General features: G+C 38.2%; 21 protein-coding genes and 2 tRNA genes. 10 read left to right on the top strand and 13 right to left on the bottom strand.

The genetic code is table 11. The features are described 5' to 3' along the window. Positions 1–7: 7 nt before the first annotated feature. Complete coding sequence (locus EHQ31_RS04695) at positions 8–1,078, bottom strand: zinc dependent phospholipase C family protein (protein ID WP_135570014.1); 1,071 nt, start codon at positions 1,076–1,078, stop codon at positions 8–10. Between the two features lie 57 nt (positions 1,079–1,135). On the opposite strand from EHQ31_RS04695, the gene EHQ31_RS04690 reads away from it, so the two are divergent. Both EHQ31_RS04690 and EHQ31_RS04685 read left to right on the top strand, forming a co-directional pair. After that, entirely contained in the window at positions 1,136–2,404 is a 1,269-nt protein-coding gene (locus tag EHQ31_RS04690) for a diaminopimelate decarboxylase (protein ID WP_135570977.1), read from the top strand. A gap of 4 nt (positions 2,405–2,408) precedes the next feature. Next, positions 2,409–3,113 (top strand): IspD/TarI family cytidylyltransferase, encoded by a 705-nt coding sequence (locus EHQ31_RS04685; RefSeq protein WP_135570012.1) that lies wholly within the window; start codon positions 2,409–2,411, stop codon positions 3,111–3,113. On the opposite strand, the gene EHQ31_RS04680 is transcribed toward EHQ31_RS04685, so the two are convergent. The 3 genes from EHQ31_RS04680 to EHQ31_RS04670 all read right to left on the bottom strand — a co-directional run bounded on the left by EHQ31_RS04680 (position 3,096) and on the right by EHQ31_RS04670 (position 5,202). Then, positions 3,096–4,190, bottom strand: a complete 1,095-nt coding sequence (locus EHQ31_RS04680) for a PilZ domain-containing protein (protein WP_135570010.1) — start codon at positions 4,188–4,190, stop codon at positions 3,096–3,098. The genes EHQ31_RS04685 and EHQ31_RS04680 overlap by 18 nt on opposite strands. 95 nt (positions 4,191–4,285) lie before the next feature. Continuing rightward, a complete protein-coding gene (locus EHQ31_RS04675) occupies positions 4,286–4,783 on the bottom strand; it encodes a Crp/Fnr family transcriptional regulator (RefSeq protein ID WP_135570008.1) in 498 nt (165 codons plus the stop codon). After that, a complete protein-coding gene (locus tag EHQ31_RS04670) occupies positions 4,780–5,202 on the bottom strand; it encodes a cyclic nucleotide-binding domain-containing protein (protein WP_135570006.1) in 423 nt (140 codons plus the stop codon). Before EHQ31_RS04670 ends, EHQ31_RS04675 begins: the two co-directional genes overlap by 4 nt. A 118-nt stretch (positions 5,203–5,320) precedes the next feature. On the opposite strand from EHQ31_RS04670, the gene EHQ31_RS04665 reads away from it, so the two are divergent. From EHQ31_RS04665 to EHQ31_RS04655, 3 genes are all read left to right on the top strand, one after another. Further along, a tRNA-Leu gene (locus EHQ31_RS04665) sits at positions 5,321–5,402 on the top strand. Positions 5,403–5,683: 281 nt separating this feature from the next. Further along, positions 5,684–6,505 (top strand): AraC family transcriptional regulator, encoded by an 822-nt coding sequence (locus tag EHQ31_RS04660; RefSeq protein WP_135570005.1) that lies wholly within the window; start codon positions 5,684–5,686, stop codon positions 6,503–6,505. Between the two features lie 71 nt (positions 6,506–6,576). Beyond that, a complete protein-coding gene (locus tag EHQ31_RS04655) occupies positions 6,577–7,056 on the top strand; it encodes a VOC family protein (protein WP_135570003.1) in 480 nt (159 codons plus the stop codon). Between the two features lie 300 nt (positions 7,057–7,356). Here the strand turns inward: EHQ31_RS04655 and EHQ31_RS04650 are convergent, their stop codons facing one another. Next, positions 7,357–9,237, bottom strand: coding sequence for an FG-GAP-like repeat-containing protein (locus EHQ31_RS04650; protein WP_244247265.1), 1,881 nt, complete (start codon positions 9,235–9,237; stop codon positions 7,357–7,359). 166 nt (positions 9,238–9,403) lie between these two features. Between EHQ31_RS04650 and EHQ31_RS04645 the strand changes: the two genes are divergently transcribed. Both EHQ31_RS04645 and EHQ31_RS04640 read left to right on the top strand, forming a co-directional pair. Next, entirely contained in the window at positions 9,404–9,805 is a 402-nt protein-coding gene (locus EHQ31_RS04645; protein ID WP_135570001.1) for a YidB family protein, read from the top strand. 108 nt (positions 9,806–9,913) lie between these two features. After that, positions 9,914–10,672 (top strand): SH3 domain-containing protein, encoded by a 759-nt coding sequence (locus tag EHQ31_RS04640; RefSeq protein ID WP_135569999.1) that lies wholly within the window; start codon positions 9,914–9,916, stop codon positions 10,670–10,672. On the opposite strand, the gene EHQ31_RS04635 is transcribed toward EHQ31_RS04640, so the two are convergent. The 6 genes from EHQ31_RS04635 to EHQ31_RS04610 form a co-directional block, all read right to left on the bottom strand. Continuing rightward, the gene (locus EHQ31_RS04635) at positions 10,647–12,140 is read right to left on the bottom strand and encodes a hypothetical protein (RefSeq protein WP_135569997.1); all 1,494 of its coding nucleotides are present in this window, start codon (positions 12,138–12,140) and stop codon (positions 10,647–10,649) included. The genes EHQ31_RS04640 and EHQ31_RS04635 overlap by 26 nt on opposite strands. Further along, a complete protein-coding gene (locus EHQ31_RS04630) occupies positions 12,097–12,807 on the bottom strand; it encodes a VanW family protein (protein WP_135569995.1) in 711 nt (236 codons plus the stop codon). Before EHQ31_RS04630 ends, EHQ31_RS04635 begins: the two co-directional genes overlap by 44 nt. Before the next feature lie 9 nt (positions 12,808–12,816). Next, complete coding sequence (locus EHQ31_RS04625) at positions 12,817–13,227, bottom strand: DUF2452 domain-containing protein (RefSeq protein WP_135569993.1); 411 nt, start codon at positions 13,225–13,227, stop codon at positions 12,817–12,819. 133 nt (positions 13,228–13,360) lie between these two features. Continuing rightward, positions 13,361–14,146 carry an SPOR domain-containing protein gene (locus tag EHQ31_RS04620; RefSeq protein ID WP_135569991.1) on the bottom strand — a complete coding sequence of 262 codons (786 nt, stop codon included), beginning with the start codon at positions 14,144–14,146 and terminating at the stop codon, positions 13,361–13,363. After that, complete coding sequence (gene coaE, locus EHQ31_RS04615; protein ID WP_135569990.1) at positions 14,143–14,763, bottom strand: dephospho-CoA kinase; 621 nt, start codon at positions 14,761–14,763, stop codon at positions 14,143–14,145. The genes EHQ31_RS04620 and coaE overlap by 4 nt, the downstream gene beginning before the upstream one ends. An 83-nt stretch (positions 14,764–14,846) precedes the next feature. Then, on the bottom strand, positions 14,847–15,785 hold the full coding sequence (locus tag EHQ31_RS04610) for an alpha/beta fold hydrolase (RefSeq protein WP_135569988.1): 939 nt from the start codon (positions 15,783–15,785) through the stop codon (positions 14,847–14,849). A gap of 70 nt (positions 15,786–15,855) precedes the next feature. Here EHQ31_RS04610 and EHQ31_RS04605 point away from each other — a divergent pair. Next, positions 15,856–15,928 (top strand) — tRNA-Phe (locus EHQ31_RS04605). A gap of 7 nt (positions 15,929–15,935) precedes the next feature. Here the strand turns inward: EHQ31_RS04605 and EHQ31_RS04600 are convergent. Further along, positions 15,936–16,193, bottom strand: a complete 258-nt coding sequence (locus EHQ31_RS04600) for a hypothetical protein (RefSeq protein WP_004788896.1) — start codon at positions 16,191–16,193, stop codon at positions 15,936–15,938. A gap of 50 nt (positions 16,194–16,243) precedes the next feature. Then, a complete protein-coding gene (locus EHQ31_RS04595) occupies positions 16,244–17,650 on the bottom strand; it encodes an aminotransferase-like domain-containing protein (RefSeq protein WP_135569986.1) in 1,407 nt (468 codons plus the stop codon). Positions 17,651–17,724: 74 nt separating this feature from the next. On the opposite strand from EHQ31_RS04595, the gene EHQ31_RS04590 reads away from it, so the two are divergent. After that, positions 17,725–18,918 carry an aminotransferase-like domain-containing protein gene (locus EHQ31_RS04590; protein ID WP_135569984.1) on the top strand — a complete coding sequence of 398 codons (1,194 nt, stop codon included), beginning with the start codon at positions 17,725–17,727 and terminating at the stop codon, positions 18,916–18,918. 260 nt (positions 18,919–19,178) lie between these two features. Beyond that, on the top strand, positions 19,179–19,604 hold the full coding sequence (locus EHQ31_RS04585) for a hypothetical protein (RefSeq protein ID WP_135569982.1): 426 nt from the start codon (positions 19,179–19,181) through the stop codon (positions 19,602–19,604). Positions 19,605–19,614 lie beyond the last annotated feature (10 nt).

Raw genomic sequence — 19,614 nt, 5'->3', positions numbered from 1 at the left:
ATCCACATCAAACGAGTGGAGAAAATTCCTTCATATGGTCAATTCCGTGGTAACGGAGACCAGTATCCAAATTATAACCACCGAGAGATTCCAGAATTTTCGATCTGCTTTCCGGAGAAAAACTATATTCATAGGCTCTCGTTAAAATTTCTTTGCAAGCCTGGCTTGCTTGGTTCAAAAGTTCGATAAAGGAGTCATTGAACTTACGTTTTGGATCTGCCGGATAAAACCATTCCCTTTTTTCATCATTCATGATCTTGGGGTTGATGGCTTCAATGGCAGGAAGCATCAGCACACTGGCATTGTATTTATGAAAAGTAAGTGTATCCACTACACTCACAAGGCCCCGCATCAAGGCACTCCGTGAATCCAAAGTGGAGGTGAACCTGTAAAAACCTAAATATGATTCGTTTAAGATATCACCGGGGATGATTTTTTTTTCGGAACCCAAATAGGAAGTCGCAAACTCTGTTGGAAAGGTATCTTTGATGGATTGTAACCAAAAATTCCAAAGTACTGGATCCATTTTGTTTTTAATTCCTACAGTTCTGTGGCGGATATCAATGTATTGTGGGAAGTCGTATTCTCTGGCACTCATTCCCCAACGATGGTTGATAAGAAGAGTATCGAGTCCAAATTCAACTTTCATGTGGTTTACTTGTGCTTGGTAAGAAATCTTCTTATCGTTGTTATAGTAATCTCCGGAGATATAAAAGATATAAGGATGGGTTTGGATGTCCACAACGCAGTGGCAGATATATCCTAAAGTGAAAGCAAGAAACCGGTCACGATAAAGACCCATCTCCGTATCATACACTTGGTCAAGAAAACTAAGTACAAGTTCGGCAACTCTATGGTGGTGGGCAAGATCACCAAAGTAAGCAGCTTTTTTTGTACGTTTGGGTTGTAATACATGATAGAAGTAAAAAATATCGGGAGCCACGGCACCAAGGTTGGCATAGGAGGCAACATCGGGACGAGAAAGTAAAGCGGCCATCTTGCGTTGGGTCGCGTTTCCATGTTCCAAATGTTTTTTCACTTGGGAGAGAGCTTCAATATGTGTAATCTTTCCTGCCATTTTCTACTTTTTTGACTTTATGGAATGGAACCTATTGAAAGGTTTATCTTAAATCCTATGACATCAATCGAAAAACTAAAGTTTTTGAAAGAAGACCAAGTAAGGTCTTTAGCAAAAGAATTCGGCACGCCACTCTTTGTCTATTCCGAGAAAGAAATTGAACAAAAATGTGACGAGGCTTTGGCATTTCCCAATGCTTTTGGCTTACAAGTCCGTTACGCCATGAAGGCAAATCCCAATTCCAATATCCTTGAGATTATGAAAAAGAAAGGCATCCTCATTGATGCCTCTTCGGAACATGAAGTGGTGCGTGCCCTCCACTTTGGATTCAAACCGGAGTCCATCATGCTCACTTCCCAAGAGTTTCCCAAAGCCTTTGAAGAATTGATAGGAAAAGGGGTTAAGTTCAATGCTTGTTCCCTTCGCCAACTCGAAGCCTTTGGAAAGGCATTTCCTGGAAAATCGGTTTCCATTCGTTTTAATCCGGGACTTGGTTCGGGACATACCAAAAAAACCGATGTAGGGGGAGTCACATCTTCCTTTGGAATTTGGCATGAAAAACTGCCTGAAGTCAAAGCCATCGTAGAAAAATACAAAATCGTTGTGGAAAAAGTTCATACTCATATTGGTTCGGGAAGTGACCCAGAAGTTTGGAAGGCCGTAGCCAAATACACATTAGAATATGCGGAAGCCTTTCCAAGTGTCACTGTGGTGAGTCTTGGTGGTGGATACAAAGTGGGAAGGATGGAAGATGAAAAATCTACCGACTTACAAAAGATTGGTGCACCTGTAAAACCTCAGTTTGAAGAATTTGCAACAAAACATGGAAGAAAACTCATTTTAGAAATTGAACCGGGAACATACCTTGTCGCTTTATGTGGGGCACTTCTCACAACTGTCGACGATTTGGTGGATACCGGCCCTAAAGGGTTCCGATTTATGAAACTCGATGCAGGAATGGATTCCAACACCAGACCTTCGTTATACGGTGCAAGACATCCCCTAGTCACAGTAAAAAATGATGGTGGCATTCCAAAATCTAACGAAGAATATGTGGTAGTGGGTCACTGTTGTGAGTCTGGAGACGTGTTCACCCAAAAAGAAGGGGGAGAACCTATCACTAGACTTATGGGTGAAGCCGAAGTGGGTGACTACGTTGTGATGGAAGCTGTGGGTGCGTATTGTGCAGGAATGTCTACAAAGAACTACAATAGTTTTCCAGAAACGGCAGAGGTTTTACTTCGCACAAATGGAGAAGCAAAACTGATTCGAAAAAAAGAACCAGTTCTTGAAATCTTTCGCAATGAAATCCTCGTTGTAGAATGATCGAATGAACAATTTGTACGGTGTCCTACTGGCAGGTGGGACAGGCACGCGGATGGGAACGGAAGTTCCCAAACAGTTTTTAAAAGTAAAAGGTGAGTCACTTCTTAGGCATTCGGTCAAACGGTTTCGAAAATTTGGACTGATCAAATCCATAACCGTAGTTTCTCATCCCGATTGGATTTTAGAAACGGAAAAAGAGTTGGATGATCTACTGGAAGGGAACGATAGGATTGTTCCTGGTGGGGAAAGCCGCCATCTGTCTACGTTATGTGGACTTCAGTCCATTTCTTATGACACTAAGGATATTATTTTTATCCATGACGTGGCAAGACCAAACTTCAAACAAAACGAACTTTACCAGTTAGTGGAACAAACAAAAATTTTTGGTGGAGCTAGTATTGTAGCAAAATCAACAGAGAGTTTGGTTCGTGTTCGCATTCATACAAACTACACAGAAGAACCATTAAAAAGAGACGAAGTGTATTCGGTAAAAACACCGCAGTCCATTGCGGGCTTTATGATCCAGGAATTATTAGCGGAAGGATTGGATTCTGATCTCAAAAAACATCCTACTGACCTTTGCACTTGGATGGGAAACCGAAGGGTAGGGATAGTCGAAACCGACTATCATAATATCAAAGTCACAAGTCCTGGAGATGCAGAACTTGCTGAATCTTTGTTTTGGGAAGATTTACCTTCCGTGGAATAATTTAAATCGTTGTTTCCATATCCAAATACGGAAAAGGTTTTTGTTTTCGATTGTATCAATTTGAATTCCAAATCCACTGGGTTTTCCATATTTCCCTTGTGGGTTTGACCAACGAACCACACCTGATACAGAAATCTCTCCCGATCTAGTTTGGATTTTTACATTACAATTTTGATTTTGTTCTAAAACGGAACTGGTTTCAATATACAATCCTTCCATCGAAACATTGAGTAAAGTGCCTTGGTTTACTTTGTTATCGTTTCCAGTGAAGTTTACTGGATTAGAAACAGGATATCTCGGAGCAAACACTCTAACTAAAAAAGCTTCATAAATTTGTTTTTCTTCTTTTTGATTGATTAAAAAGGAAAGTTGGACTCCCGCAATTTCAGATCCGTCACTTTCTTTATCAATGCGTACGATCTTTGCTTGTACGGAGATGGAGACAGGTTCTCTATTTTCTTTTTCTAACTTTAAGAGGAGATTGATTGGGTCTCCTACATTTAGAAAGTGGTGTGGAGGAATGGGGATTAGGATTCCGTTGCGAGAGATATTGATGGTTTGTCCATCACCTTCGCGTTCCCCGTCAGAATTAGTCCAATGGAAGGGAACGGGATGTGTTTCTCTATATTTGCTTCTCCATCCGCGTCGCATTCCACTTAAATAAGGTGCTGCGATTTCTCGACGTAAAAAATAAAAGACAGTCCCTAACAAAATGGTAGTGGTAACCATATTCCAGATGATGTCGGCAGTATGGATGCGAATCCCTGCAAGAAAGATTTTTTTACCAAGTGTTACAGAAAGAACCATCCAAACATTGTAAGTAAGGATGAGTAAGGCAAAACATAGGAAAAGATAATAACCAAACTTTCTTTTGGCAAAAAGCCCATAGGCGATGATGGCACTGAGACCCGAGAGTACATATTGTAACGGTTGGATTCTAGAAAGAATCATTGTAAAATGGTCTAAATCCAAATCATATAAGGATGCCGTAATATAGACATTCAGAATAGGAACCGCAAGAAAACCGAGGGTTACGAGGAGAACTGGAATGGGATAATTGAAGAACCGCAAAGTCACCCGCAAATGGAACTCGACTTTAGGGATTTAGTCAACTTATTTTTAAAAGGAAACGTAAGAAGGAATGGGGATTCCTCCTAGACATTGACTTTTACTTACTCCGAATCCTGTGTTTTCTCCTCATTGGTTATGACAGATTCTGTGGTAGTGGGTTCTGCTTGGAGAGCGGTCATCCCATTGATGATGGTATGTAATTCTTGTTGTCTTTCCGAGATCATATCTTCGACAGAAGTTAGGCGACCAATGATGCTATGCAAAATGACAGATAAAAATCCAGGACTTTCTTTTCCCATTGCAAAAAAAATATCCTTGGTAATGATACCTACTTTTGTGTCTTCGGCAGTTGCAACAACGGTGGCGGCTCTTGGAGAAGGAAAAACCAGCGCCATCTCCCCAAAAAATTCTCCTGGTTTGATATTTCTTACAAAATGGTCTTCACCGTTTGCTTTTCGTTTGAAAACTTTAAGTTCCCCTGCAAATACAAAAAACATTTTTCCGTTACAGTCTTCGCCTTCTGAAAATACTTTTGTTCCTTCAGAGAAATGATTTATCCTTACTTCGGTGATGTACTTTCGTAAATGTTCGACGTTCATTTCTCTTCTTCCTTTTTGATTTCTTCTAAAAGTTTGTCCAGTTCGGTAAGCCTTGCTTCAGCCCTATGGAGTTTTTCTACGGTACTTTTTGTGAGTTGGAATAAAAAATGTGTGTTGATGCGAGCCAGTTTTTCGAATTGGTCTTCTCTTAAAATTCCAACCCTAGCATTGGTGGATACCACACTAATGGTCATAGCCCTCGGCCTTCTTGTCAGAAGCGAAAGTTCTCCAAAAAACTCTCCAGGGCCGAGTCCTTTGATGATCTCTTGGCTTCCATCTGGCAGTCGTTTGGTGACAGCAAACATTCCACTCATCACACAATACATACTTCCATCATGAGGATCTCCTTCGCGAAAGATCACATCGCCCCGCAAATAGACTTGCGTAGAGATATTTTGCATAAATTCCAGAATGTTCATGGGATTTGTCCTATTGGTATCTGACATGAGAATAAAAATTCAAAACAAAGGCAAGTGAATCATAAAAACTCACTAGACAGATTTCCCTAGTACAAAAACCTGCTTATACAACCACAATGCGGGCGTGGCGAAATTGGCAGACGCACCAGATTTAGGTTCTGGCGCCGAGAGGCGTGGGGGTTCAAGTCCCTCCGCCCGCAAAACAACTCTTCTTTAAAACAATCCGAACATTCAAATTGATACTACTATTTGTTGTCGTTTTTTCTGGATGTAAGTCACCAGAAAATTCAGGAGTAGGTTCCAGGTCTTGTGCTGAGGCAATGAAATTATACTTTGTGTGTAATATCCTGAATGATAATAACTCGACCGTTTGTAAAGTTCAGTGGGATGGTGCCGTTTTATCTTGCAAAATGATGTAAAAATATTTAACTGAAAAGTGTAACATTTAAAACATGAAAATTTTCCTCAAAGGGAGACTTGTTTGATTTACGAAACATTTTCTCCATCACCTGATTTGAGTTCTTTGATAAAATGTTTTTGGACATTAGTTGTAGTGGATTCGAGTCCTTATTCCAAACAACGAATTGTCCCTGACGGTTGTATGGAATTGGCATTTAATTTTGGAGATCCAATAAAGCGATTTTCGAATGACAATGAATTTGTGATTCAACCGTGGGCTTGTTTTATAGGCCAAATCACCGAACCGTTTTATATAAAACCTACGGGATCTGTGAACACTTTTTCTGTGAGATTTTTTCCTTATGGCATCGCTAATTTTTTTGATAAACCTATGGATCATTATGCAAACCGGGAAATTTCTCTTGATCAATTGTTTGGATTCGATTCTGCGAAAGAACTAGAGAATCAAATTCGTAAGACTTACGATACACCCACTCGCATTCGAGTTATGGAAGATTTTTTTACAACAAAACTCCAAGAGAAAATTACTTCCGATCGAATCCTAAAAAATACCATCGATACTATCTTGGAATCTAAGGGTTATGATTCCATAGATACAATTTTGGGTGAAGGAAATTTAAGCAGAAGGCAACTAGAAAGAAAATTTAAAAAACAAATTGGACTCAGTCCCAAGAAGTTAGCAAAAATTATTCGGATACAAGCGGCTTTAAAAATTCTGATGCACAGGCAATCAGGAAAATTAACTGATATTGCCTATGAAAGTAATTATTTTGATCAGGCTCATTTTATTAAAGATTTTAAGGAATTTACAGGTTTAAGTCCAAAACAGTTTATTGGCGATGATGGAATGTTGCTTTCTTCATTATTTTACAAAAACGATTGAAATGTCGTTTTTTTACAATTTGTAGATTACTTTCTATTGTATCGTAATGCCATCAAAAGGAAAAATAGTAAATGAAACAGTACATCATAACAACGTTAATCTTATTGTGGGGATTGGGATTGACATCTTGTAAAGAAGAAAGTCAATTTGGTGCAGTTACAGAGAAAGTTGGTGAAAACAGAATGAAAAATACAATATCAATTGTGGAAATTCCCGCCTCTGATTTATCCAGAGCTATAACCTTTTATCAAGCTATCCTCAGTGTTGCTATAGAAAGAATGACTATGGGTGATACGGAAATGGGTGTATTACCAGCAGAAAATGGATCGGTCAATGTTGTAATTGTCAAAGGAAAAGATTATACTCCTGCAAAAAATGGTGTATTAGTTTATTTGAATCTTGGTATGGACTTACAACCGGCTTTGGACCAAGTAGAGAAAAATGGTGGGAAAATACTTTTACCAAAAACCTTAATTGATCCAGAGATGGGATACTATGCTTTAATCATTGATTCTGAAGGAAACCGGATGGGGTTCCATTCCAAAAATTAAGTATGGTTTGGTTTGAGGCCCCCGCCAGCGATTAATCCGCAGCGACCATAGGAGCTAGGATACAAGCAAACCGAAGGTTTGACTTGGTGGATGAGTGTTACGAATCCAACGTGAGCAAAACGTTATTTGATGCAGAGATCAATCTCTGAGATAAATTTGAAAGTAACAATGACTACGTGCGGAAATCCTTTTGCACTCGCAAAAGATTGGAGCGTAAAGCGCGGTCGCATAAACCGTTTGATTTTTAAACCACCAAACGATCGCGAGGCGGCCAGTGGACACGATTCCATCTACTTTTAACTAGATCCATACAAAATACTTTTTAGTTTTTGCAACGAATGCCCAAAGATAATCTTCTGCCTTCTTTCTCCACTCGGCAATCGCATTTCCCAAGGAAGTTCCTGCTGGTGGGGAAAGTGTTTGGTTTGTTACCCCCGTTCCATTTAAGTTTTGGCTTGCGGGCACACGACCTCGAATGCTATGAAAAGTATACACTCGATTGGTGGTAAGTGGTTCCGAGATGACGATATCTTGGAGGCCATCCGCATTGGTGTCTTGAAACTGAAGTCCCTGAGAAAAGTTACGATTCGCAATCGAACCTGAAAATAAACTATCCGCTGCTCCCCCAGCACTTAGGTTCATATTGCGAAATCCAGTAATAGGATCATTTAACACTAGATAAACGTCACCGATTCCCGAACTAGCGCCCGTGGCTCCAATCAGTAAATCGGGGAATCCATCACCATTTGTGTCACCGGATGCTATAGTTCCTCCAAAAGAACAATTAGTGGCATTGCAACTTGTTGTGAGAGGGCCTACGAATGTTGCCACCGGTGGATTTGAATAGGGATTTGTTGCATCACAAGTGGAATGGTATACAAATACGATTCCTTGGTTGGTATTGAAAGCATAGGCCCCAACAGCTAAATCAATACATTTGTCGGAATTGAAATAATCTAATACAAAATTAGATCCAAACTGACAACCGTTTGCTCCTGGGCAATCGGATGGACCAAGTGGAGGATTTAAATACTGCTGGGGATTTGTTGGCAAGGTTCCTAAATTGGAAACAAATACGTAGATCCGACCTATTTTAGAGGAATAGAGTGGTGCCCCAACAATTAAATCTTGGTAACCATCTCCATTAACATCTCCTGCAACCGAATGGCTTCCAAAATTATCTCCTGCAGTCGAAATAAAAGAGAAATTCGCAGTGGTTGTATTTTGTGAAGTAAACCCACTTGAACCTTGGCTATGGAATATATAAGCACTCAGATTCCAAGGTGATGTAAAAATGGCATCGTCGTACCCATCGTGATTAGCATCACCACTAACGATAAAACTACCAAGTCTTCCTGAACCTGCTACTCCAGAGAAAATAGTATCGGCCACCCCTCCAGAATTCAAATTTTGAGAAGAGATTCCTGATTCGCCTCGACTTAAAAAAAGGTAAGCTCTTCCTGGATATAATCCGTACGCTTGTGCACCAATGATTGCATCAGCATATCCATCGCCATTGTAGTCGCCAGAACTAATTTTGGAGCCGAAGTATGTATTACTCAGCGCTCCATCTGTCAGTGTCGTATTTGGAATCGTTTCTAATTGTTTAGTTGATAGATCTGTTTTATAAATATAAGCATACCCTTGTGAGGTTGAATTCGGACTTGCCGACACAATCAAATCGGGATACCCATCTCCATTAGTATCATGGTTAGTTCCCATTCGCACTTGGATGGTTTTTGGTTTTTCGAATGGTAAATGTACCGAGATCGTATGGAGACTTCCATAGGTCCAAAAGGTGTTTGTAACTGCTTTTGCTGGCAAGGGATAACGCCAGGTTCCATCGATGATGGGAACTTGCGTATGTAGGATATCATCGGTCCAAACATTGACGAAGGGATGGCCGGTAGGAGCCGTTCCCACAACAAAACCTGTTTCTACAAGGGAGTGGTCTGTAAGGTTAGAGATCGTTACACTGGATTCTGGGAGTAGTGATAAAAAAAGGAAAGGAGACCATTTTTCTAAAAGATTTTTATCAGGACAGAGAGAGTTAGAAAGTTTCATCAAACATTCAATTGGCGGATGAGTGAAGGGATTTGCCCAACAATTGCTTAAAAATAAAGCAATTCCAATTGTCATTAGTCGTAAGGTCAGAAATTGGTTGGATGGTCTAAATTTCATGGTATAATACAACTAACATTGGATTGATGTTTGTAAGTAGCGGATGTGATTGCAATAATTTATTGTCTTCTAAAAAAAGAAAATGAGAGAAGGTGTCAAAACCTAGGATTGGCCTTTTTTTAAAAAATATCTTTTCTTTTGGAATTCTCTAAGTCATTGTTTGCCAATGAGTTTTTTTGAAAGTTTGAAAGCCGTCGCAGCTCAGGCAGTGGAGCTAGTGCAAAACAATCCCCAAGTTGTATCAGGTATCCAGAAGATTATAGAAGAGAACGGGGGAGTTTCAGGAATTGTCCAAAAGTTCAAAGACAAAGGATTTGCAGAAGCTGCTTCCTCTTGGGTTGGAACTGGAGAAAATGTAAATATAAGTGCGGCCGAGGTTTTGAAGGTTTTAGGGAGCGATTCTGTTCAGGAACTTGCAAAAAAAGTAGGTTTAGATTCAGAAGCTACAGCAGGTCTCATTGGGAATTTATTGCCAATGGTGATTGATAAACTTTCTCCTGATGGAAAAGAGCCGGGTGGCGATATTACTTCTCAACTTTCTTCATTGGCTTCTTTGTTTACAAAATAAAATTTAAGTTTACTGAGTTTCATCTAAATTTTGTTAGGTGAAATTCTTTCTTTAAGTTGATAACATTTTTTCTTGCCAAATTTTCTCCCTTAAACCAATCTTTCTTTCATGAAGAATCTGTTTCTAATTTTAATTACCCTCCTTTTTATATTCCAGTGTAAAAAGTCTCCAACCATTGAAGTGGGTAAAAATGCCTTTATATCAGCTACAGTTCTTAATGCCAGAAAAACTCCGACGCTCGATGGAGAAAAAGTGGGAAAACTAAAACTAGGTGATGAAGTTAAGGTTTTAGAAAAATCAGAAAATGATATGGACATTGATGGACTGACTGCTTACTGGTATAAGGTTCAATCCAAGGAAATCACTGGTTGGGTGTTTGGTGGATATCTTTCCAATACTAAAGTAGAATCACGAGATGCTATGATGGCAGCGGTTCAGGGAAATTTTGTTTTTTGTAAAATGCCAGATAGATTGGAATGTACGGATACCATTGAGTTTTATGGGGAAAATTTTATATATCGAAAGTTCAATCAGTATTCAGGTATTAACGAAAAGTTAGAAGGTGTGTTTGATGTATATTCTGACCATTTAGTTTTTGATACAAAATCTAGGTTGATTCGTCCATCGGTATTTATTCAATTTCCGCAAACGGAAGAAGAAAGAACTGCCTACAATAATGCTTATTTTGAATATACCGATTCTGACGAATATCTGGTTTCGTTAAGTACCTATCCAGTAGCTGGAAAAGAGGACATTTACTTTGCAGTTTGTGGTGACAATCTTTTGTTACTGCATGAAAAAAAGGAAAAAGAGGAAATTTGTAAAAGCGAATATGCATTTACTAAATCTTCTTATTCTTCTCCTTAAAGGATTCATTCCGTAACATCATACTCGTTCGATGTGTGTGTGGGTTTTTCCAATTTAAAATTCTTTTTTTAGATTCGGCAGGAAGTTGTTTTAAAAACTCCTGCCAATTTGTTTCTTCCAGAACAGAATAAAATCCAGGTAAATATTGAATTTTGGTTTCGAGGGGAAGGTATTTTTTATACTCAGTGGCCGATACTCCATATACAATTCTATAAATTGGTCTTCCTTTGTGTTTCTCTTCCGGCAGAAAATGAAACGCATCGCCCGCCTTATTGTAACAAATAAAATAATCAAAACCTTGGTGAACGATGATAAGAGATTCTTTAGGAAATTGGAACAAAGGAAGTAAAATCGAATATAATTTATAATCTTGGTTGTTAAAATCTTTTTCTCGGTTCATCGAAAACCATTGATAGAAAAACAAAAACAAACATAAGGTTCCAATTGCTAATTTCGATTTGATTTTTGAAAGACTAGGGAGTAGTAGAAGGTTTGCTGGAATAAAAATTAATAAAAACAATCGAAATGGAAAACTAAAAGCCCTATAACTGAAGATAGGTAGTGAAAGTAGAAAAAATAAGATAACAAGTTTGTCGTAGAATGTTTTTGATTTTTTATCTAGATTTGCTCTTGTGCTCCAATAAAACAATGGAGAGAAAAAGAAAAGAATTTGTTCCCATAGAAATTCGGGAAAAATCTGTGAATACTTATAAAAAGGAGAAAGAAATTGAAATTCTAAATCTTCCCATAAAACAGTTTTTAAATCCTTCCAGTGTAAAACATTGGGAAATAAAAGACTAAGGCCAACCAAACTGAGAGGGAATCCGAAAAGGATGAGGATACGAAATTGTTTGGAAAGGGGAACTTGTTTCCAAATCCAAGGCAATAAAAGAAGTAAAGAAAGCCCCGCTGTGATTTTATGGCTAAGAAACACCAAAACAAAACAGAGTGCCAATCGTAAATAATGGATTCGCTTTTTCTTGTTTTCTAGGTTTTCTAAAATCCAGAGTTCAGTTAAAAATAAGATAAAAAAAACAATCCCACCTAGATTTTTAATAAAATTAAAACTGAAATGAGGGATAAAGGAAGAGGAAATAAGGAGGAGTCCAAAAAGGATTGATTGGAAAAAATTCTGGATGAGTGCGAATGCTAATCTGTATCCTGCTAAAAACAAAAATCCTACCAGTAAAGAAACAAATACTTTATTTGTGATGACGATGTTTGTTCCCAGTTTGGAAAATAAAACCAGTCCATACAAAATGGGAGAGGAATCGGGGCTAAAGAACCTACCTTTAGTTATGTAGGAATTGACTTGTGCTGCATAATAATATCCATCGGCCCCGTAAGCAAAAGGAGAACTCAACTGCACTGCAAGTTGTAAAGATACAATCAAAAGAAAAATAAATAAAACAAAACCAAGTTTTTTATAATTTATAGGCATCGGTAGAACAAAGTTTCGGTTTGCCATCAGTTTCTGAATCTACAAAAACTTGGACATGCGAATATCCATTTTTTTCTGTTTGTTTAAAATATAAGTTTTTACGTTTGAGTGGTGATTGCGATTGGATGAGAAATGTAAGTTCGGATTCCAAAAGGACCCAAGAAAAATGCAGCGGAAAAGACAAAGTGTTTTTGATACGTAAATCTTTTGTTGGAAAGACAATGGATGCATCTGTTCCCAGTGGAGTAAACCTTGTGTCTTCATTGTATAAATCCCGGGAGTGGGGGAATCGTTCTAAGATTTCTAATCCTAACTCTAAGGATAAATAATAAATGATTCCGGACAATTGGCAAAGTCCACCTGCAATTTCAGAACTGACTTGACCTTTTCGGATCACACGCCCTTCTTTGAATCCTTTTTTGATTGTGGGTTCCCCGATTTCATACCAAAAAGAAAAGATTTTTCCTGGATACAAAACCATGTTGTTTATCTTATCGATAGCAACTTGAAGGTTATGGAGTTTTCCTTCTTTGAAAGGAGAAGAAAGTATAGGGAGAGTGAGTTTTAATTCTTCCGACCAGGTTGTATGATCATCGGGGTAAGGTTTTAATCCAAAATTAATTGGCCCTCCCTGTAAAAAAATTCCAAACCATCTGAGGATCACTTTGATTTTCAATTTTATAAATGGAATCAAAGTTAGGTGTTATTCTTTGGAATCTAAAAATACTTCTGTGAAACTTCTATCTGGATTCATGATATAAGAACCTTTGTAGGAATGTGGAGGATGGTTTCCCCAATCTTTAGGAGAAAGGAGAGAAAAATAAGAACCATTTTCCTTTTCATATAAATGAATGGTTTGGCCTGGTTTTTTTTCAAACTGGCAACGGGCTTTATGAAGTTCAATGTCTTTTTCCGCACGTTTTAAAATGAGTTCTGCTTCTTCTTTCAGGCGACGGATTTGTCCTGCAATGACTTCCAGTTTTCCATGTAAATGAAGTTGGACAGATTCTTCTGCCAATTCAATTTCTTTGGCCCTGTCCACAAGACTGATACTTGGTGCAAGCCTACTGGTTCCATAGGTAAGGCTATGATGGGGAGTTTCCTCTGTTTCCATTCTAAGGATTAGACAATCTAAAACTTACAAATTTGCAATTCATTTCTCATTTGGAGTTTGGGGTAGGGTAGAAAAAGGCTCTCCTAAGTTCTTTAGGAAAGCCGAAGGCCAAGGTTTTTGACGATCTTTCTTTTTATGATAACGGTTGGTAACTGACAACCATTGCCTTAGATTTAATTTCTTTTGGCATAGAAGTTTTTGAGAGAACTTTGGAAAGAGATCCTTTGTCTTTGGATTTTCCCATTTGCACCACAAAGAATCCATTTTTTACAACGATAAAAGATTTAGCTGGCAGCTTACCATTGTTATCTGCTTTTAGTTGTGATAAAAAAGTTTCTGCAGATTGTCTGCTGGCAAAAGCAGCAAGTTGGATGGTAAATTGTTTTCCATCTGTTTTATCAACCTTGGATACTTGCGAAGGAAGTTTTTGTGATTTGGAAGACTTTGCAGTGGGAGCCAAGTTTTTAAATCGTTCTTCTTGTTTTGCACTAACCGCTTGTTTTTCTTTTCGTTTTGTCAAATCAACAATTTGTTGTTTTTTCTCTTCTTCCTCATCTTTTGCAGTAGAAGTTTCTACAAAGTAAGGATGGTTTCCGACATCCGCCATTGGAATCTCTTGGGAAGCGATTGTCTGTTCTTTGGATTTGGTTCCTTGGACAAGAGAAGAGGCCGCATTGGTTCCAACAGTTGCCTCTGTTCCGTTAGTTGCTACTGGTGCTGGGATTGTGGTTTCCGTTGTCTCTGGGTTCGTTTGAGTCAGTTCACTTTTTTTCTGAAAAGTTTGTGCCTCTTCTTGTTTCCCGCGTCCTACAGAAACCCCAAGGAAAAAAATAGAAAAGAAAAGTGCAAAGAGAAAGAGGGATAAAACTCCAATTCTTTGTTTGTCTAGGTTAATTACGTAAAATACTCTTTCTTTCATTTTTTAATCCTTTTTTTGATTTCTGAATCGATGATGACAATTTGTTCTTTTAGTTTCTCCCTTTGATTATCGTTAGTTACGACAAAATCAGAGAGAGACTTTTTTTTCTCTAAATCCATTTGAGAAAGATTTCTTTTTTGGAAATCTTCATAATCCATTCCCCCGCGGCTTTTTACCCTTTCCCATGCCACTTCCGGACTCACAGCCACAGTCACCGTGAAATCACAAATGGAATGAGCATCCGTTTCGAATAAGAGGGGAACTTCCCAGGCAATGATACTTCCATCCTTTCTGGAATTAAGGAATTCTGAAAAGGATTTGCGGACCAAGGGATGAATGAGTTCGTTTAATGCATTTAACTTTGTTTTGTCGGAGAAGGCAAGTTCTGCAATTTTGGTGCGAATGGGTGCCCCGTTTGTATCTAAGATAACGTCACCGAAAATTTGAACGAGTTCCTTAATGACAGGGCTATTCGGTTCTGTGAAAGTACGTGCGATGGCATCAGAGCTAATGGTTTCTGCGCCTAATTCACCAAACATAGCAAGTACAGTGGATTTTCCAGAACCAATGGATCCGGTAATTCCAATTAGAGTTTTGTTGTTATGTTTTGGAGTCACGGGTTTATAACATAAAAAACCCGTGAAAGTACAAGTATTTTTTTATCCTAATTTGGAAAAAAAATACTAAAGTATTTGGTAAGTTATTTTTTAGATCGATCCAAGTTCAGAATCCAGTCTTGTACGAGTTTGGCGGACAATTTTGGGTCTTCAATCATCGGAGCATGTCCTATATTTTCTAAAAGAACAGTTTCTAAGTGGGGTTTTAATTTTTGTTTTAAAACATCCATTACCGTATAATGAATGACTTTGTCTTCTTTTCCCCAGATGGCAAGAGTGGGTGCTTGGATCTCGGTTAATTTTTTCTCTAAAACATAACCTTCTTTTCTGATTTGTTTTAAGATGGAGGCATTCCATTCTCTGTTCGCAAAGGATTTGTTTGCAAAGTAAGTTTTCAAAAAACCAGGAAGATAAGGTGGTTTGACAAAAGTAAAACTAAGAAGCCTATCAAAATCTTCGGGACTTGTGACTAAAAGGGGGCTTGGTTTCCCAGACAATTCAATGGTTTGCATTTCGCTTGGAGTTGGACTTTTGATGCCCGCATTGTCAAAGAGGATCAGAGATTTTACCTTCTTTGGGTATTTGGCTGCAAAGATGCCTGCAATCCCTCCACCCATTGAATTACCTATGATATGAAATTCTTTTAACCCTAAAGATTCTGTGAATTGAGAAAGTCTATCTGCTTGCGCTTCTTGGGTGTAGTGGAGTCCTTCTGGTTTGTCTGATTCTCCAAAACCGGGAAGGTCGGGGGCAATGACATGGAAATCTTCTGAAAGGTGTCTAGAAAATCTGGTCCAATGGTCTTTATCTCCACCAAAGCCATGTATGGCGAGGATCGTTTCCGTTTTTCCCTTTTTTTCTGTATATTTCCATTCTAATCCATCAACCAAAATGGATTTGGTTTCCAGGTCGGACCTGAAGCGCTCTAAACTAATTCCTGTTTTGTGGAGGGTTGCAGCACATTGAATTTGTAGGAATAAAAAAAGGATTAGGGTGGTAAATAGTTTCCAATGGGTTTTCATAGTGTCCTTACAAAAAATATAAAGGTTCGTTGACAGAGGGATCAGAAAAAATACTTTGGTCGTAACCGAAGGCCCTGTAGCTCAGTCGGTAGAGCAGAGGACTGAAAATCCTCGTGTCGGCAGTTCGATTCTGTCCGGGGCCACGGTTGCCTAATTTCCAACCTTTCTTTCTTCTCCCATCGTCCAAAGACCCAAAAATTCATTCTCTTCTACCTTTTTACATAGTTCTGGCTTATAGAGTTTTTTTACAGGTGGTTTGGGGTAAATATGGATCTCGTCATTGTCCGGGATAAAGGTGAGCATTCGTAAAATGGTATCTTGGCCTTCAATTTCATACATCGTGTAAGACATCCCTTTCGAAGGAATGATTTGAGAAGTTTCCAAATACTTGCGTGTGTTTTCTGACATAGAATAGAACTTGTTTTCGATTCTTCTTCTTGCAACCAAAAACTTTAAAATCAGGGTTTTCGTTTTTTTAAGAATAACTTGGAAAATAAAATAAGTTTTTCTCGAATTTTTGGTGAAACACCAACAGAGACATTTAGGCGAAAATAATGATCCCAATGTTTGGAAAGCCCAAAAAGAGATCCTGGAGCAATAGCCATTCCTATTTTTTTGGATTCGTTTAATAGTTTATCACCATCTAACGGTGATTTGATCCACAACACAAATCCTCCATCTGGTTTTTGGATCTCTAAAGTTTCGGCACTATGGAAGGTTAAAATTTTTGTATACTCGTCCGTCAATTTTTTGTATTCAGCCCGTAAAAATTTGAGATGTCTTTCGTAGGTTTGTAGTTTTAGAAATTGAAGGACTGCCATTTGGGTGGGATTGTTTTCTGAAATTTTATAAGCCCTTGTTTGTTTACTCAATTCTCGAATTCCTGATTTGGAAGCTACCCAACCCATCCGAAGTCCCGGTGCAATCGTTTTAGAAAACGAAGAACAAAGAAATGACTTAGGACCTTTGGGTTCAGAAGGAAAATAACTCACTAGAGGCTTCGGTCTAGTGCCCGAAAAATATAAATCTCCATAAATATCATCCTCTACCAAATGTATTCCATATAGATAAGAAATTTTAGCCAGGTTTTGTTTGGTCAAATCACTCAAAAGAATTCCATTCGGATTATTAAAGTTAGCTGAGAATAAAAATACTTTTGGTTTGTGGCGTTTGATTAGTTTTTCATATTCATCACTATTGATCCCTTCCTCTTTTCGGTAAGGAATTTCTACCACTTTTAACCTCAGTGTTTCAAAAATTTGAAATAATCCAACATAAATAGGAGAAGGGACAATCACTGTATCTCCTGGTTCTGTTGTGCACAGTAAAGAAAAGGTAATGGCTTCTGTACATCCACTTGTGATTTGGATTTGGTTGTTGTTTATTCTATATCCTTGGATGGAAGTGCGTTTGCTAATCCATTCTCGTAATCCCAGGTTTCCTTGTAAGTCGCCATAAGAAAAAATTTCTTTATACCTGAGGGCTTTTTTAAAAGAAGAGGTTAGGGCTCCGAGTGGCAAATAAATATCAGAAGGAATCGCTGCACCAAAAGAGATGAGTTTTGGGTCCATAACCATACTCATAATTTGTTGGATCCGATCATCCGCTTCCACAGCTGGATAAAATTCATTCTGTGGTCCAGAGATGACTGTGCGGATATTGGGATGTACGAAGTATCCCGACTGAGGGACAACAAAGATATAACCTTCTTCTTCCAAAATACGGTAAGCCTCTTTAGCAGTAGTCAGGCTACATGATTTTAAACTTTGGATTTCACGAAGGGATGGAATTCTTTCACCTTCAGAATAATATCCAGACTTAATTTCGGTTTTTAGGTCTATCGCTAATTGTTTGTATTTTGTCATAGGGTAAACTGTATACGAATAGATTGAGATAACTGTATATGGACAGTTGTCTCTGATTTTGCTATTCTAACACTATGAAAACGGAAAAACCAAGTATTTTTTCAGCAAAACGAACTTCTTTTGTTCGCACTTCGGTCATCCGGGAAATTTTAAAACTGACTGTTGAAAATTCGGATATTCTATCTTTTGCGGGAGGACTCCCTAACCCCAACTTACTTCCGAAAGAGGTTTTAAATACAGTGATGGAGTCTGTGGTTAACGAAAATATTGCCACTGCTTTTCAGTATGGTGATTCTTCAGGATACCTCCCACTACGAACAGAAATTTCAGATAGGTTAACTGATGTTTCTTGGTCATCGCCCGAATCCATTACCATCACCCACGGTTCCCAACAAGGGCTTGATATTTTAGGAAAAATGTTTATGGATTCCGATACCAATGTATTGTTGGAAGACCCTGTGTATTTGGGTGCATTGCAGGCATTTTCTCCATACAATCCTAATTTTTTTAGTGTTCCCATCGAACCCGATGGACCCAATTTGTATTTGTTGGAAGAAATTATATCTCAAAACAAAATCCATGTTTTTTATATTAACCCATCCTACCAGAATCCTTCTACCTATACTTGGTCATTGGAAAAAAGAAAACAAATCGCAAAAATTCTAGATGATAATGAAATCATTCTCCTTGAAGACGAAGCTTATCGGTATTTGGATTTTAGTGGAATGGTTTATCCTTCTGTCAGTTCTTTTCGAAAACGTACTGACCTAACATTTGTTCTTGGAAGTTTTTCAAAAATATTATCTCCCGGATTTCGTTTGGGTTGGACGGTGGTGCCAGAGGTTTATCGTTCTCTTTTTACCGCAATCAAACAAGGAAACGATTTGAATTCCAATCAATTTTCACAAGTGGTTGTTTCCAAACTTTTAAATAGTCTGGATTGGAAGAGTCACCTTCATTCCATTCAAAACTTTTATTCAGAAAAAAAGGAAACCTTGGTTTCTTTGTTAAAAGAATATTTACCAGAGGCTCGGTTTTCGATTCCAGAAGGTGGGATGTTTCTTTGGGTAGAATATCCCAAAGTATCTTCCAAAGAACTTATGGAACGTTGTCTTGCCAGTGGAGTGGCTATGGTTCCTGGAACCGAATTTTCACCCACATGCCGATCTTCTTCTTTTTTTCGAATGAACTTTAGTTTTTTAGAAAATGAAAAATTGGAACTCGGTGTGAAACGAATTACAAAAGCCTATCGAGACATAAATACATGACATACGTTTAGTAATTTTTTCTTGACACTACTATTCGTTTGTTTACTTATTAGATATGAAGCCTGCTGTCACAAAAGCTTTGTATCCAAAATTTTCCATTTTGAGTTTAGAAGAAAAACTAGAGGTCCTGAAAGAGGATCCTAGCTTTCGTCTTCTTGTTGACCAGATCTATCAAAACTATAAGGAAAACCGGTCCACTGTCATTCTTTGATTTGCCTAGACGAAGGATTCGCGCTTCTATGGAAACAAAGTAGGTAATCATGAATTTAGATCTAAATCCCCAAGAAACAAAACACCTTTTGAATGCACTTGCAGTATTCGAATGGGTGAGTAATTCTCCTCACGAAGAAACTGATCCTTCTGTGGACGAGTTCATCCAATCCTTATTAAAAAAACTTTCTGCTGAAAAGGAAAGTCCCATCGTTTCAGAAAACGGACTTTATACCATTTCAGAAGAATACTTCCAAGAAGTATTTGAGTCTTATATTGAACCTTATAACGACGATATATTCTGGACAGATCTTTCGACTGAACTTGCCCAAAGAGATTTGGAACAAAAAGTATCCGCAAAAGATTTGGAAGCGCTGAGCCCGGAAGATTATGAAAACAAGGTCGCCAAAGAAGCAGAAAAATACGATACGGAATTTGAAAAAAACGGCGTAGACAATCTATTCTTAAAAAAATAAAGAAAGTTTG

Source organism: Leptospira montravelensis (genome assembly GCF_004770045.1).
Taxonomy (GTDB): Bacteria; Spirochaetota; Leptospiria; order Leptospirales; family Leptospiraceae; genus Leptospira_A; species Leptospira_A montravelensis.
This window is presented reverse-complemented; position numbering and strand designations above follow the sequence as displayed.

Coding starts and splice junctions, on each gene's coding strand:
- EHQ31_RS04695 (WP_135570014.1), bottom strand. CDS start 1,078: ATGGCAGGAAAGATTACACATATTGAAGCTCTCTCCCAAGTGAAAAAA.
- EHQ31_RS04690 (WP_135570977.1), top strand. CDS start 1,136: ATGACATCAATCGAAAAACTAAAGTTTTTGAAAGAAGACCAAGTAAGG.
- EHQ31_RS04685 (WP_135570012.1), top strand. CDS start 2,409: ATGAACAATTTGTACGGTGTCCTACTGGCAGGTGGGACAGGCACGCGG.
- EHQ31_RS04675 (WP_135570008.1), bottom strand. CDS start 4,783: ATGAACGTCGAACATTTACGAAAGTACATCACCGAAGTAAGGATAAAT.
- EHQ31_RS04670 (WP_135570006.1), bottom strand. CDS start 5,202: ATGAACATTCTGGAATTTATGCAAAATATCTCTACGCAAGTCTATTTG.
- EHQ31_RS04655 (WP_135570003.1), top strand. CDS start 6,577: ATGAAACAGTACATCATAACAACGTTAATCTTATTGTGGGGATTGGGA.
- EHQ31_RS04650 (WP_244247265.1), bottom strand. CDS start 9,237: ATGAAATTTAGACCATCCAACCAATTTCTGACCTTACGACTAATGACA.
- EHQ31_RS04645 (WP_135570001.1), top strand. CDS start 9,404: ATGAGTTTTTTTGAAAGTTTGAAAGCCGTCGCAGCTCAGGCAGTGGAG.
- EHQ31_RS04640 (WP_135569999.1), top strand. CDS start 9,914: ATGAAGAATCTGTTTCTAATTTTAATTACCCTCCTTTTTATATTCCAG.
- EHQ31_RS04635 (WP_135569997.1), bottom strand. CDS start 12,140: ATGGCAAACCGAAACTTTGTTCTACCGATGCCTATAAATTATAAAAAA.
- EHQ31_RS04625 (WP_135569993.1), bottom strand. CDS start 13,227: ATGGAAACAGAGGAAACTCCCCATCATAGCCTTACCTATGGAACCAGT.
- EHQ31_RS04620 (WP_135569991.1), bottom strand. CDS start 14,146: ATGAAAGAAAGAGTATTTTACGTAATTAACCTAGACAAACAAAGAATT.
- EHQ31_RS04610 (WP_135569988.1), bottom strand. CDS start 15,785: ATGAAAACCCATTGGAAACTATTTACCACCCTAATCCTTTTTTTATTC.
- EHQ31_RS04600 (WP_004788896.1), bottom strand. CDS start 16,193: ATGTCAGAAAACACACGCAAGTATTTGGAAACTTCTCAAATCATTCCT.
- EHQ31_RS04595 (WP_135569986.1), bottom strand. CDS start 17,650: ATGACAAAATACAAACAATTAGCGATAGACCTAAAAACCGAAATTAAG.
- EHQ31_RS04590 (WP_135569984.1), top strand. CDS start 17,725: ATGAAAACGGAAAAACCAAGTATTTTTTCAGCAAAACGAACTTCTTTT.
- EHQ31_RS04585 (WP_135569982.1), top strand. CDS start 19,179: ATGAATTTAGATCTAAATCCCCAAGAAACAAAACACCTTTTGAATGCA.